Below are 14,748 nucleotides of genomic sequence, written 5' to 3'. Positions count from 1 at the left end.
GCCTGCTTCATTTACCAGGCATGACTGGCTGCCGGGTCGTTCCGGTTTCATTCATTGATATATGAATGAAAACGAAGTGATAGATCGCGGGTGCATCGTGCCATCGACATGTCGCGATGGGGGGATGTACAGCGATGCCGAATTCCAGAGATGTGCTCGACGGGTTGCCGGCCGGCCCGCTGCCTCTTCCCTGCGACCCGGAGGGCACCTCCCCTGTCCAGTGGGTGCACATGCCGAACGGTGTGGGGGTCTGGGCGGTGTCCGACTACCACCTCGCCCGCCAGGTGCTGGCTGACCCGCGGTTCAGCCGCGCGGCCGCCGTCGCGCCTGACGTGCCGAAGGTCGCCAGCATCGACCCGTCGCCCGACTCCATCGTCAGTCTCGACGGCAAGGCGCACTCCCGGCTGCGCAGAATTGTGGCGGGGGCCTTCACCGAGCGACGCATCAGCGCGCTCGGCCCGTTCATCGAGACCCGCTCGAGCGAACTCCTGGACGCCATGGCTAACGGCGGGCGGTCGGCAGACCTGGTCGCCGGGCTCGCCGCGCCGCTGCCGCTCAGTGTGCTCTGCTACATGCTCGGCGTTCCCGAGGCCGACCGGGAGAGCTTCCGGGAGTGGGTGCCGGTCCTCTTCGACCTCGACGGCGAGGGCGCCGAGATCCGCACCCGGGCGTTCCTCCTCACCCACTACATGACGAAACTCATCAGCGGCAAACGCAAGGAGCCCGGCGGCGATCTCATCAGCGCCCTGATCCAAGCGGCCGACGAGGAAGGGAAGCTGACGAACCGTGAGCTCGTCACCCTCTCCCTGGCGCTCCTCATGGCCGGCTACGACTCCACCGCCGACCAGATCACCCTCGCCTTCCTGAGCCTGCTGCACGACCCCACTCGTGCCGCCGCCCTGCGCGCCGATCCCTCTCTGGTCCCCGCCGAGGTCGAGGAGCTCCTGCGTATCAACCCCTCGGCGCCCCTCAGTTTCAGTCGCGCGGTCACCGAACCCGTCCAGCTGGCGGATGTCACCATTTCACCGGGAGAACCGGTCCTGGTATTCCTCATGGGCGCAAACCGAACCCGCGACGATTCCGGAAACCCCGCAGGAATCCCCCATCTCACGTTCGGCCGCGGAGTGCACCGCTGCCTCGGCGCCCCGCTGGCCAGACTTCAGCTGGCAACGGTCATCCGTTTGACTCTGGAGCGCTTCCCGAGCCTCGCGCTCGCCGACGACGTCGAACGTCTCGACTGGAAGCCCGCTGCGGCGACGCGCGGCCTCAAGTCCCTGCGTGTGCAGTGGTGAACGGGCTGCTGACGGGCCTGTCGTACACACCCGAAACCCGCGCCCGTCCCGGATGAACGGCGTGCCTATAGTGTGCTGCGCCATTGATTTCGTCGTTGGCGCCTGACACCCCAGCGCTGCCGACTCGCCCAAGTGCCCCAAGGCCGGGGCCGGGCGAGTGGCTGACCAACCGCTGGGGCCGGGCGCGAATCCACCGACGAACTTCGGGCGCTACGCAATAGTAATTACCAGATAGTTCCACTTGCGACGGGGGTAACAGGGTGGTTTTGGGGAGTGACCGCATGGCTTCCTCCGATGCCGCGCACGAGGGCGCGGGCGAAGCCAAGCACGAAAGAATTGCCATAAGGGTTCTGGGCGCCCTGTCGGCGACCGTGAATGGACACCCTGTTGTGATAGCGGGTCCACGGCAGCGCACCATCTTCGCGATGCTCGTCCTGGCCGGGGGGCGCGTCGTCTCCGTGGACAGCCTCGTGGACGCGGTGTGGGGAGGCCGACCGCCCAACACCGCACGGACCCAAGTGGCCATCTGCGTCGGGGCATTGCGCAAGGCATTCCGGGCGTCACTCTTCGCCGCCCCGGTCATCGAGACCACCCACCCCGGATACCGGATCCTGACGCGGGCGTGCACCTTAGACGCCCGCGACTTCGCAACCATCTCCGCGGAGGCAGCCGAAAGTATCCGCCTCGGCCACGTCGACGAGAGTGTCGGGCTGTACCGGAAAGCCCTGGAACTGTGGACCGGGCCCGCCCTGTCCGGTGTCGCGGGGCAGGTGATCGAGGACGAGGCGACGCGCCTGGAGGCGGAGCGCCTCGCCGCCTACGAAGCGCTTTTCGACGCGGAGCTCACGCTCGGCCGGCACCAGGAAGTGCTGCCCGAGCTCTCGGCGCTGGCCGACGACCAGCCCCTGCACGAGAAGCTGCGGCACAGCCTGATGCTCGCTCAGTACCGGTCCGGGCGGCGGGCGGAGGCGGCGGAGGGCTTCCGCAACTGGCGCAGGAGGTTCGTGGAGGAGATCGGGATGGAGCCGAGCGCGCCCATCCACGAGCTGCATCGCGCCATCCTCCAGGACGCCCCCGAACTCTCCCACTTCGGCGACGACGAACGCCAGTCCGGGCGGCGCGCCTCGCCAGCAGAACTGCCCGCCGACGTACCAGAGTTCCTGGGCCGAGAGACGGAACTCGCCGTCCTGGACACCCTGGTGGCTGACGCGGGTGACCAGGAGCCGTCCGGCGCTGCCCGACCGCGCGCGGGCGTCGTCGCCGGCGCCGCCGGAGTCGGCAAGACGAGCCTCGTCGCGCACTGGGCGCACCGCGTCTTGCAGCACTTCCCCGACGGGCAGCTCTACGCCGACCTGTCCCAGTACGAGTGGACGCAGCCGAGTGCTACCGTGCACGCGCTGCTCGGCCGCTTCTTGCGGGTCCTCGGCGTCGCAGCGGAGCTGGTCCCCGAGCGCCTCGACGAATGTGTCTCGCTCTACCGCAGCCTGTTGGCCGACCGGCGCGTCCTGGTGGTCCTCGACAACGCCTCCAGCCTCGCACACATCCAGCCGTTCCTGCCGGGCAGCGGCCCCTCGCGGGTCGTGGCGACCACCGGCGGACGCCAGGACCCGATGGCCGTGGGCAGCGGCGCGGTCCGGGTCGACCTCGGCCCCCTGCCCGACGCGCAGGCGGTGGAACTGGTGGCGCGGATCATCGGCGAGCGCCGCGTCCTCGAAGACACCTCGGCCGTCTACGAGTTGGGCCGCCTGTGCGGCAGGCTTCCCCTCGCGCTGCGGGCCGCCGCGGGTCGGCTCGCCGTCAAACCCCACTGGTCCGTACGGCATCTGGTGTACCGCCTGACCAAGGGACGCCGCCTCGACGAACTCAGCGCGGGCGGCCTGGAGGTGCGGCAGGGCTTGGAGCGCGGCTACCGCAGCCTGTCCGAGGAGGCGGCCCGCATGTGCCGGATGCTGGGCCTGCTGGACGCGCCGGACTTCACGGCCCACGCCGGAGCCAGGCTGCTCGCCGTGGACCAGGTGGCGGCGGAGGACGCGATGGAGCAACTCTTCGACATGCATCTGCTGACCGTGGTCGGCACGGACGCGGGCGGGGCACTGCGTTACGCCTTCCACGAGCTGGCGCGGCTCTTCGCCCGTGAGCGGGCGCTGGCCGAGGAGTCCGACCAGACCCGGCAGGCCGCGCTCAACCGCCTCTCCGGGATGCATTTGACCTGCCTGTCGATATCCAGCCGATAAGGGAGATATCTAGCGTCTTGCGTGTCATGTGAAGGAAGCGGCGATTTCGCAGGAGTGGCTGCAGGAGTGGCTGCGCGCACGGAAGGTACTGGTGTGGAGACTGCGCCTCTGGCGTTTTGGCAGCGCGTGCTCACCGGCGGTGGTTTCACGCCTTTGCCTCGGTGGCCGGTGCGCTCGGCGGACCCCGTCGGAGCCGTCGGCGGCCCCGTGCCGCAGAGTGCCCGGGACGCGACCGCCGTCTGGCGGGCCGCGGTTCCCGAGCCGGTCGCGCACGCCCTGCTGCGCCTGTGCGAGCGCTCCGGTGCGTCCCTGGACAGCGTGATCCTCACCGCCTGCGCCAAGGTCCTGGCGCAGGTTACCGCCGAACCGGTGGTGGTTCTCGGCCAGCTGCCGCCGTCGGCCGCCAGCGCCGGGGACGCGGTGCCCTGCCGGGTGGACGTCGGGGACGGTACCTGGGCCCGGCTCCTCGACGACACAGCCCGGATCCACGCCGACGTCCTGCGCCACCTTCCCGACTTCCCCGAGGAGAGCCGCACTGGTGGGGCCGGCCCGCTCTACGACACCCTGTTCGTGCCCGGTCGCGCCCCCGCCGCCCAGGACCTCGCGCCGGACACCGTTCTCGCGCTGGGCCTGTCCCAGGACGGCGACCGGCCGGCGCTCGTGCTCCGTCACCGCCCCGAGGCGGTGGGCGCCGACCAGGCAGGCCGGATCGCCGGATATCTGCTCGCCGCCCTGGACGCGCTGAGCGGCGCGTCGGACACGGACCACCACTCATGGAGCCCCCTCACACCCGACGAAGTCACCTACCAGACACTCGGGTTGGCCGGACCGCCGCGCGAACTGCCCGACCTGCGCGTCCACGAGCTCTTCGAGGAGCAGGTGCGCAGGCGCCCCGACGACGTCGCGGCCGTCCACAACGGCACCTCGTGGACCTACCGCCGCCTCAACCAGCGCGCCAACCTCGTCGCCCACGCCCTCCTCGACGCTGGGCTGCGCCCCGAGGGCGTGGTCGCCGTGGTGACCGAACGCGACCTGGAGTGGCTGGCGGTCGTCCTCGCCGTCCTCAAGGCGGGCGGCGTCTACCTCCCCGTGGAACCGCACTTCCCCGCCGACCGCGTCACCGACATGCTTCAGCGCAGCGACTGCCACCACGTGCTCACCCAATGGGGCGTCTCCCGCAGCCTGGACGAGGCGGCGGCGCGGCTGCCTGGCGTACGCGTCGACGATCTGGACGACCTGTCCTCGGGACCGGACACCGACCCCGGCCTGCCGGTGACGGCGGACCAGAGCGCGTACATCTACTTCACGTCCGGCTCGACCGGCACACCGAAGGGCGCCGTGTGCGAGCACGCAGGCTTCCTCAACCACGTCTTCGCCAAGATCGACGACCTCGGCATCATGGCGGGCACGGTGGTGGCGCAGACCGCGCCTCAGTGCTTCGACATCTCCCTGTGGCAGCTCGTGGCGGCCCTCGTGGTCGGCGGGCGCACCGTGGTCGTCGACCAGCCGGCCGTCGAGGACGTCGCCCGTCTGCTTGAGACCCTCGCTGAGGAGAACGTCGAGGTCCTGCAGGTCGTGCCCTCCTACCTGGAGACGATGCTGACCGAACTCGACCACACCCCGCGCCCGCTGCCGCGGCTGCGCTGTGTGTCAGCGACCGGCGAGGCGCTCAAGAAGGAGCTGACCGAGCGCTGGTTCGCGGCCTTCCCAGACAAGGCGCTGGTCAACGCGTACGGACTCACCGAGACGTCGGACGACACGAATCACGAGGTGATGACGGGCGTCCCGGAGGCCACGTCAGTGCCGCTCGGCAGGCCGGTCGCCAACGTACGTGTGTACGTGGTCGACGAGGCGCTGCGGCCCGTCCCGCTCGGCTCGCCGGGCGAGATCGTCTTCTCCGGCGTGTGCGTGGGCCGCGGCTACGTCAACGACGAGGAGCGCACCCGCGCCGCCTTCGTCCCTGACCCGCACGTGTCCGGCGCCCGTTTGTACCGCTCCGGCGACATCGGGCGCTGGCTGCCCGGCGGACGCCTGGAGTTCCTCGGGCGGCGTGACGCGCAAGTGAAGATCCGGGGCTTCCGCATCGAGATCGGAGAGATCGAGAACCGGCTGCTGACCGTCCCCGGCGTGCGCGACAGTGCCGTCATCGTGACCGGCAGCGGCGGCTCGGGCCAACTCGTGGCCTTCTGGACTGGATCCGCGGAGCTGACCGCGGACGCGCTCGCGGCGGCGCTCGGCCAGGCCTTGCCCGCGTACATGGTGCCGAGCCATTTCCACCGCCTGCCCGAGCTGCCGCTGACCGGCAATGGCAAGACCGACCGCAAGGCCCTGACCCGCGTCGCCGGCGAACGCGCCACGGACGACGGCGCGTCGGGTACCGGGGACGCCCCGGGCGAGGCGCCACGGACGGCCGCCGAGCGGCGGGTCGCCGCACTGTGGGCCGAGGTCCTCAAGGTGCCCGCCGAGCGCATCGGACGCGACGCCGACTTCTTCGGCCTCGGCGGTACCTCGCTCTCCCTCGTCCGCCTGGCTATCGCGCTCGAGCGCTCGCTCTCCCCGCGGGAACTGCGGGACACCCCGCGGCTCGCGGACCTTGCCGCGCTCCTCGACGACCGCGGCGCCCAAGGATCGGCACACCGGGCCGCGACCGCGGCGCCCGACAGCACGAAGACGGACGGCTGAACACCATGACCGACACCACTTCGCCCGGCGAAACCCTCCCCGATGGCTCCCGGCTCGTCCTCGGCGAGACACGGACACCGGTCCTCGAAACGTCCGGCCGCGACGTGCCCGCGAAAGACGTACGCGAAGCGCTCGGCCAGCACGGCGCGGTCCTCGTCCGCGGCCTCGGCCTGAGCGCACCAGCCGACTTGGCCGCCGTGGCCCACGCCCTCGACGTGACGCCGATGCGTGAACGCGAGAGCTTCGCCGCCCGCCACGACCGGGGGCACGGCGTGTACTCGGCGTCGCTCTGGCCGGTCGACGAGCCGATGTGCATGCACCACGAGCTGAGTTACGCCACCGAGGTCCCCGCCATCGCCCTCTTCGGCTGCCTGCGGGCCCCCGGCAGCGGCGGCGCCACCGGCGTGGCCGACGCGCGGGCCGTCCTCGACGCCCTGCCCACCGAACTGGTCGAGCCCTTCGAACGGGACGGCTGGCTCCTCGCCCGACACTACGGAGACGTCGGCTTGAGCTGGGCGGAGGCGTTCGGCACCGAGGACGCCGACGAGGTGTCCGCGTACTGCCGCGCGCACGACCTCGACCACCAGTGGCTGGCTGATGGCTCGCTGCGCACCCTGCAGCGCAGGTCGGCCGTCGTCCGGCACCCCGCGTCGGGGGAGCGCCTGTGGTTCAACCAGATCGCGTTCCTCAACGAACTGACGATGGACCCGGCGATCAGGGAGTACCTGCTCGCCCTCTACGGCCCGGACGCGCTGCCCTTCACCACCCGCCACGGCGACGGCACCGCCATCCCGGAAGCCGTGATCGCGACCATCAACGCCACTTATACGGCCGCCACTTCGCGCGAGCCGTGGCAGACCGGCGACGTGCTCGTCGTGGACAACCTGCGCATGGCGCACAGCCGCGAGGCCTACGAAGGCGAACGCGATGTCGTCGCGCTCTTCGGCGACCCGACACGGCTGCCCGGCCACACGTGGCCCGTGCCGGCCCGCTGACACCTCAGGAACCTCCAGGAACCCCTCAGGGAGCTTCTCCATGCCCGAGCAGTACGCGACACCATCGTTCTCCATAATCTCCGGGGTCCAGGTGCATCACGTCCTCGATGGCCGGCACCGGGAGGTGGTCGACCTCATCGAGGCCGCCTACCGGTGGCACGGCGAAGGACAGACCGTGAACCCGCCCTCATACTTCCTGCGGTTCCCCGACCGGCCGTCCTCTCGCATGATCGCCCTACCCGCGTCGGTCGGCGGCGACGCCCCCACCGACGGGCTGAAGTGGATCTCCAGCTTCCCGTCGAACGTCGAGCGCGGCATCCCCCGGGCCTCCGCGGTCCTCGTCCTCAACGACCACGACACCGGCTACCCACTGGCCTGCCTGGAGAGCTCCATCATCAGCGCCGCGCGCACCGCGGCCTCGGCAGCGCTCGCCGCCGACCGGATCGCGGAGGCCCGTGGCGGCCGCCCGGCCCGCGTCGGCTTCTTCGGTGTCGGCCTGATCGCACGCTACGTCCATGCCTATCTGGCGGGTACGGGCTGGTCGTTCGACGAGATCGGCGTGCACGACCTCTCCGCGGAGCACGCCGCCGGGTTCGGGGACTACCTGCGCCGCGCCGGTGAGCCGGGGCCGGTCACGGTCCACGACGACGCTGAGTCCTTGATCCGCTCCTCCGACCTGGTGGTCTTCGCGACGGTGGCCGGGACGCCGCACGTCACCGAACCCGCCTGGTTCGCGCACAACCCGTTGGTCCTCCATCTGTCGCTGCGAGACCTCGCGCCGGAAGTGGTGCTCGCGGCCACCAACATCGTCGACGACGTCGACCACTGCCTCAAGGCCGACACATCGCCGCACCTGACCGAACAGCAGGTCGGCAACCGGGACTTCGTCAACGGCACGCTCCACGACGTCCTGACCGGCACCCTGCGGCCGGACACCGAACGGCCCGTCATCTTCTCGCCGTTCGGACTCGGCGTGCTCGACCTGGTGCTCGGCCGACACATCTACGACGCGGTCGCGGCAGCCGGCGAACTGCACGTCGTCGACGGCTTCTTCCACGAGATGCGACGCTACGGCTGAGGAGGGGAGGCCACGTGCCGGTCATCTCGGCGCCCCAGGAGTTCAACCAGGACGACTTGTACGTCGATCTCGGTGCCGTGCTCGACATGCCCCTGTTCCTCAAGTGCGAGGGCTTCAATTTCACCGGGTCCATCAAGCAGAAGGCCGCCGTGGAGATGGTGGAGGCCGCCGAACGGGACGGCCTCATCGCGCCGGACTCCGTCCTGGTCGAGTCCTCCTCGGGAAACCTCGGCATCGCGCTGAGCGTCATCGCCGCTGCCAAGGGATACCACTTTGTCTGCGTCACCGACCCCCGCTGCAACCTGGCGGCCAAGCGCCTCATGTCGGTGCTCGGCGCCACGGTGCACACCGTCACCGAGCCCGACGGCGAAGGCGGATTCCTCGCCGCGCGCATTCGCCACGTGCGCGGCCTGTGTGCGGCGGACGACCGATACGTGTGGCTCAACCAGTATGAGAACGAAGCCAATTGGAGAGCCCACTACCGGCACACCGCGCCCGCCGTCGACCGCGCCTTCCCCGACCTCGACGTACTGTTCGTCGGGGCGGGTACCACGGGCACGCTGATGGGGTGCGCGCGCTGGTACCGGGAACACCGCCCGCACGTACGCGTCGTGGCCGTGGACAGCGTGGGATCCGTGGCGTTCGGGCATCCGCCGGGGCCGCGCATGATCCCGGGGCTCGGCTCCGGTGTCCGACCGCCCCTGCTGGACGAGGAGTTCGTCGACGAGGTGATCCTCGTGCCCGAACGGGAGACGGTGCGGATGTGCCACCGCCTCGCCGGGGGCGGATTCGTCTTCGGCGGGTCCACCGGCACATTAGTCAGCGGCGCCGGACAGTGGCTCGACGCAAACGCCGGCCGCACCGGGCTCACGTGCGTGGCGATATCGCCGGACATGGGCGAGCGCTATCTCGACACCGTCTACCAGGAGAACTGGGTGGAGGGGATCTACGGCCGCGAGGCGCTGGGGCCGAGGCGGCCGGATCCGACCGAGCGTCAGATCAACCGGATCTGACTCCGTTCGGCGTCACCCAGGGTGGCCGCGTAGCAGTACGAGGCACGGCCCGTGGAGAGCAGCGGCGCGTGGTGGACACCCGCCGCGTACGAGGAGTGGCAGGCCGCGAGGACTTCGGGGCCCTCGATGTGCCGGTCCACCGCCCTGGCGTACAGCCTGCCCGCCGACGTCGCGTCCTGCGGCGTCAGCTCCAGCAGTTCGACGCCGTCGCGGTCGAGTAGATCCTGCACGGCCGTACCGACGCCGGACTGATGGGATTTCGTGCAGTATTCGTCCCAACACGTGCGCATGGCACAGGAAACCGCGAACGTGACCGCGGGTATCACAAGACGGAGTTCCCCGGCGCTCATGGCGGCTTTGACGGAGGACGCGGCCGAGGAGTGGCCGACCGCGATCTCGTACAGGGCAAAGGAATCGGGTACTGCGCACCCATCTGATGTTCCCAGAAGGTCGTGCAGCTTCACTGATGCTCCCCTCGGTCTCAGGGCAGTTTGTGTGACGGAAGACCAAAGGATAGCCGTCGAAGGCGCCGAAAGGACCCTCGCCCGTGCATGAGAATCCAGGAATGACCGCGCGATATCGAAGTGATGAAAGCCCGTGATGGGGTGGGGTCCTCGGGCTTGTGAACACGGTCGAGCCAGCCGAGGGGCCGCCTTCTCCACATCGCCGGCCCCACTATCGAAGACGAGGTTGTGGTGTGACGAACCCCTTTGACGACACTGAGGGAAAGTTCCTCGTCCTCCTGAACGAGGAGGAGCAGTACTCGCTGTGGCCCAGCTTCATCGAGGTGCCCGCCGGCTGGCAAACCGTCCTTGAGGAGACGGACCGGAACACCTGTGTCGAGTTCATCGAGAAGAACTGGACCGATATGCGGCCCAAATCCCTCCGGGACGCAATGGACACGCACGCCTGAGGAAGGAACGCCGAGCCAGGACGGGCCGCCCGGGCGGTGACGCCCGCCCTGGCTCGATTCTCTTTCCTCCCTTCCCTCCGTTCCTTCCTTTCCCGTCGTTTCCAACTCATGGGCAGGTAGCAGGTGTCTGACGCTCAAGCCACTCGTCGACCGTTGTCCGCCGCGCAGCACGGCGTCTGGTTCGCGCACCAGCAGGGCCTCACCGACCTGGACTTCAGCCTCGCGCAGTGCGTCGACATCCGTGGCGCGGTCGACGCGGACCTCTTCAGGGCGGCCGTCGGCGCGGCCTTGACCGAGGCCGAGGCCCTTCGCGTCCGCTTCACCGAGGACGCCGACGGCGTGTGGCAGACCCCCATGCCCGTCCCTGAGGACGTCCTGACGTGCCACGACGTGTCGGCGGAGCCCGACCCGACGCAGACCGCCCTGACCTGGATGCGCGAGGATCGCGCCCGCCCCGTCGACCTGCTCGCCGATCGGCTCTACGACCTCGCCCTGTTCCGCCTCTCGCCCGACCGCCACCTCTGGTACACGCGCGCCCACCACGTCGTCATCGACGGCCACGGCGCCGCTCTGTTCACCCTCCGCGTCGCCGAGATCTACACCGCCCTCGCCGAACAACGTCCCTGCGGCGACTCGACGTTCGGGACCCTCGCCGCCCTCCTCGAGGAGGACGAGCAGTACCGCGCGTCTCCGGACTTCGCCGAGGACCGGACGTACTGGCAGGACCGACTCGCCGACCGGCCCCAGCGGTTCAGCCTCTCGCGCCGCGCCGCCACCTCGCGCGGCTCCTCGCTGCGCGCCACCATCCGCCTCGCCACGGCCCTCAACGACGACCTCGTCGCCGCCGCCCGCACCGCCCGCACCCACTGGTCCGTGGTCCTCACGGCCGCCGTCGCGCTGTACGCCCACCGCATGACCGGCGCCGACCGCATCACGCTCGGTTTCCCCGTCACCGCCCGCGTCACCCTCACCGCTCGCCGCACCCCCGGCATGACCGCGAACGTCGTGCCGCTCCGGCTCACGGTGGGCGCGCACGACGACTTCGGGCAGCTCGTCGCGCGCACCACCCGGGCCGTCAAGGAGGCGCTGCGTCACCAGCGGTACCGCCAAGAGGACCTCCAGCGCCACTTCGCGCCATCACCCGACGCCTCCGGTTCCTTCGGACCGCTGGTCAACATCATGGACCTGCAGGACGGCCTGGCCTTCGGCGAACACCCCGGCAGGCTCCTCAACCTCGGCAACGGCCCCCTCGACGACCTGGCCTTCGACGTCTACGGCACGGCACGCGGCGAACAACTCGTCATCCACCTCGACGGCAACGAGACGCTCTACACCGCCGACGAACTCACCTGGCATCTCGCCCGGTTCGAGCACACTCTGGCCGCGGCCCTGGCCAAGTCGGCTCGTGCCCTCGGCGAGCTGGACGTGGTGCCCGCCCAGGAGCGCAAGCTGCTCCTCCAGGCCTGGAACGCCACGGTCGCGCAGGAGCGGACCGCAGCGCCGGCGGAGCGGATCGTCGAGTCGGCGCGGCGAACCCCGGACGCGCCCGCGGTCGTCGCGCAGGACGGTGTCCTCTCGTACGCGGAGCTGAACGCCCGCGCCAACCGTGTCGCCCAGCTCCTCATCGAGCACGGCGCGGGCCCGGAGCGCGCCGTCGCGGTGGTCGAGACCCGGTCGGTCGACTGGCCCGTGGCGCTGCTCGCAGTGGCGAAGGCGGGGGCGGCGTGTCTGATGCTGGACCCAGAGACCGACGCGGGTTCTGAGGCGGAGGCCGATGCCCTGGCGGGGGCGCGGGTGGCGTGCGTGCTCACCCCTGGCCACGCGCCAGAACTGCCGGTGGAGCCAGCGCTGCCCCGCATCGTCCTGGGCGAGCCCCGTACCGAGGAAGCACTGGCCGGGCGGTCGGACGCCGACGTCACCGACGCGGAACGCGCCGCGCCGCTGCTGCCCTCCCACCCCGCGCACATCAGCCGCACGAGTGGCCTGACCACCACGTACGCAGCCCTCGCCGACCAGCTCGCCTGGCTGCGGACCCGCCACCCGCAGGGTCCCGGCGACCGTGTCCTGCAGGGGACCGCGCCACTGTGGGAGTGCCACTGGGCACTGGGCGGCGGGGCGACGTTCGTCCTCCCCGAGCGCGCGGCGACCTCGTACGAATCGGCCCCGCACGACGCGGCCCGCGTCGCCGTCGGCCTCGCCGCGGACATTGCCACCCGGCAGATCACGGCCCTGCACACCACCCCCACCGTGCTCGCCGCCCTCCTCGCCCGCCTCGACGAGCCGGGCACGCAGACGTACTCCTCCCTGCGCACCGTCGTTTGCGACGGCGAACCGTTGCCGGCTCAGCTCGCCGCACGCTTCCGTGACGTACTGGGCGACGTCGCTCTCAGCACCGCATACGCGCCCGTGGAGAGCGCCGCGCACGCCACGGCGGGGAACGCCGAGACCGCGGCTCAGCCGGGCGGCGCCTCGATCGGCAGGCCCGTGCCAGGAAGCCGGGTGTACGTCCTGGACGCTTCGCTGCGCCCGGCACCCGTCGGCGTGACCGGCGAACTGTACGTGGCTGGCGCACAGCTGGCGCGCGGCTACACGGGCCGTCCCGGACCGACCGCCGAGCGCTTCGTCGCCGACCCGCACGGCGCACCGGGGGAGCGGATGCACCGCAGCGGCGATCTCGCGCGATGGCGTGTCGACGGAAGCCTCGAACTCGTAGGCCCCGCAGCGGAGTTCGCAAGCATGGCCAAACTGTGTGCGGAGACCGCCACGGTCGTCGCCGCCCACCCTCACGTCGGCCAGTCGGTGGCCGTCGTCCGCGAGGACGCGGACGGGACCGCCGTCACCACCGCCTACGTCGTGCCGCCACCCGGTATCGAAGCCGACCCGCAGGCGATCCGGCGCCACGCCGCCGAACGCCTGCCCGCGGCGCAGACGCCGACTGCCGTGGTCGTGCTCGACGCGTTCCCCGTCACCGCCCGGCACACCCTGGACCGCGCGGCACTGCCGCTGCCGGCCTCGGCGACCGAACCGACCCGGCGCACCGCGCGCACCCCGAGCGAGGAAGCGCTCTGCCGCGCCTTCGCCGAGGTCCTCGGCGTCGACACGCCCGGCATCGACGACAACTTCTTCGAGCTCGGCGGCCAGTCCCTGACGTCGATCCGGCTGCTCAGCCGGGTCCGCACCGAACTCGGTGTCGAACTGCCCGTGCGCGCCCTGTTCGAGGCGCCCACCGTAGCGCGGCTGTTGCGGCGCATCGACGAGGCCGAACAGGCCACCCGCGTCGGCCTCGTCTCCGCGCAGCGCCCCGACCGGCTCCCGCTCTCCTTCGCGCAGCGTCGGCTGTGGTTCCTCAACCGCCTCGAAGGGCCGGCGTCGACCGCGTACAATATGCCATTCGCTGTACGCCTCACCGGCGACCTGGACCGGGAGGCGCTGGCCGCCGCGCTGCGGGACGTCGTCGTCCGGCACGAGTCGCTGCGCACCGTCTTCCCCGAAGGGTCGGACGAAGCGCCCCACCAGAAGATCCTGGACCCCGACGAGGCCCCCGCCGACCTTCTGATCACCGCTTCCGCGACCACCGACGAACTGCCGGACCTGCTCACTTGCGGCGCCGCCGACGCCTTCGACCTGACCCGCGAACTCCCGCTGCGCGCCACTTTGTTCACCCTTGGCAAGATCGAGCACGTGCTGCTCCTGGTGATGCACCACATTGCGGGCGACGGCTGGTCGATGGTCCCGCTGGCACGGGACCTGGTGACGGCGTACGAGGCGCGTGGAGCGGGGGAGTCCCCGGACTGGAAGCCATTGCCGGTGCAGTACGCGGACTACACCTTGTGGCAGCACCGAACCCTCGGCGACGAGAACGACCCGACGAGCCAACTCTCCCGTCAACTGGCCTATTGGGCAGCGACTTTGGAAGGCCTGCCGGAGCACCTCGACCTGCCCGCGGACCGGCCCCGTCCGGCCCTGGCCTCCCATCGGGGCGACAGCGTGCCGGTCGAGATCGACCCCCTGACGCACCGGGCCCTGGCCGCGCTTGCCCAAGAGGGCGACGCCAGCCTCTTCATGGTGGTTCAGGCGGCATTCGCGGTGCTGTTGTCGCGGATGGGTGCGGGTACGGATATCCCGATCGGTACGCCGATCGCGGGGCGTACGGATGAGGCGCTGGACGAGCTGGTCGGTTTCTTCGTGAATACGCTGGTGTTGCGGACGGATCTGTCGGGTGATCCGACGTTCCGTGAGTTGGTGGAGCGGGTGCGGGAGACGGACCTGGCGGCGTATGCGCATCAGGATGTGCCGTTCGAGCACCTCGTGGAGGTTCTCAACCCGGTCCGCTCCATGGCGTCCCATCCGCTGTTCCAGGTGATGCTCGCCTTCCAGAACAACGCCGCACCGCACTTCGAGCTCCCCGGCCTGGCCACGGAGATCGACCAACTCGACACCCAGACTTCCAAGTTCGACCTGCTCCTGAACGTCACGGAGCTGCGGGACGCCGATGGTGAGCCCGCGGGTCTGGCGGGAGTCCTGGAGTTCTCCACTGATCT

Annotated in this window: 9 protein-coding genes; 8 read left to right on the top strand and 1 reads right to left on the bottom strand. The window is 70.5% G+C overall.

What is annotated here, in order from left to right:
* Window positions 1-230: 230 nt before the first annotated feature.
* The 6 genes from ACIO3O_RS29030 to sbnA all read left to right on the top strand — a co-directional run bounded on the left by ACIO3O_RS29030 (window position 231) and on the right by sbnA (window position 9,294).
* Window positions 231-1,292, top strand: a complete 1,062-nt coding sequence (locus ACIO3O_RS29030) for a cytochrome P450 (protein WP_401750875.1) — start codon at window positions 231-233, stop codon at window positions 1,290-1,292.
* A 281-nt stretch (window positions 1,293-1,573) separates the two neighbouring features.
* Window positions 1,574-3,526, top strand: coding sequence for a BTAD domain-containing putative transcriptional regulator (locus ACIO3O_RS29025; RefSeq protein ID WP_401750873.1), 1,953 nt, complete (start codon window positions 1,574-1,576; stop codon window positions 3,524-3,526).
* A gap of 93 nt (window positions 3,527-3,619) precedes the next feature.
* Complete coding sequence (locus ACIO3O_RS29020) at window positions 3,620-6,208, top strand: amino acid adenylation domain-containing protein (protein ID WP_401750871.1); 2,589 nt, start codon at window positions 3,620-3,622, stop codon at window positions 6,206-6,208.
* Between the two features lie 5 nt (window positions 6,209-6,213).
* Entirely contained in the window at window positions 6,214-7,203 is a 990-nt protein-coding gene (locus ACIO3O_RS29015) for a TauD/TfdA family dioxygenase (RefSeq protein ID WP_401750869.1), read from the top strand.
* Between the two features lie 40 nt (window positions 7,204-7,243).
* Window positions 7,244-8,281, top strand: a complete 1,038-nt coding sequence (gene sbnB / locus ACIO3O_RS29010) for a 2,3-diaminopropionate biosynthesis protein SbnB (protein ID WP_401750867.1) — start codon at window positions 7,244-7,246, stop codon at window positions 8,279-8,281.
* Window positions 8,282-8,295: 14 nt separating this feature from the next.
* Window positions 8,296-9,294 (top strand): 2,3-diaminopropionate biosynthesis protein SbnA, encoded by a 999-nt coding sequence (gene sbnA / locus ACIO3O_RS29005; protein WP_401750866.1) that lies wholly within the window; start codon window positions 8,296-8,298, stop codon window positions 9,292-9,294.
* Here sbnA and ACIO3O_RS29000 read toward each other — a convergent pair.
* On the bottom strand, window positions 9,276-9,524 hold the full coding sequence (locus tag ACIO3O_RS29000) for a hypothetical protein (protein ID WP_401750864.1): 249 nt from the start codon (window positions 9,522-9,524) through the stop codon (window positions 9,276-9,278). The two genes, sbnA and ACIO3O_RS29000, sit on opposite strands and share 19 nt — an antisense overlap.
* Window positions 9,525-9,991: 467 nt before the next feature.
* On the opposite strand from ACIO3O_RS29000, the gene ACIO3O_RS28995 reads away from it, so the two are divergent.
* Both ACIO3O_RS28995 and ACIO3O_RS28990 read left to right on the top strand, forming a co-directional pair.
* On the top strand, window positions 9,992-10,207 hold the full coding sequence (locus ACIO3O_RS28995; RefSeq protein ID WP_399169615.1) for an MbtH family protein: 216 nt from the start codon (window positions 9,992-9,994) through the stop codon (window positions 10,205-10,207).
* 153 nt (window positions 10,208-10,360) lie between these two features.
* Window positions 10,361-14,748: condensation domain-containing protein (locus tag ACIO3O_RS28990; RefSeq protein ID WP_401750862.1), on the top strand; the 4,388-nt coding region annotated here is incomplete at its 3' end.

The organism is Streptomyces sp. NPDC087440, from assembly GCF_044744005.1.
Lineage (GTDB): Bacteria > Actinomycetota > Actinomycetes > Streptomycetales > Streptomycetaceae > Streptomyces.
The sequence above is the reverse complement of the archived record's forward strand: the minus strand, read 5'-3'. Positions and strand labels throughout refer to the sequence as shown.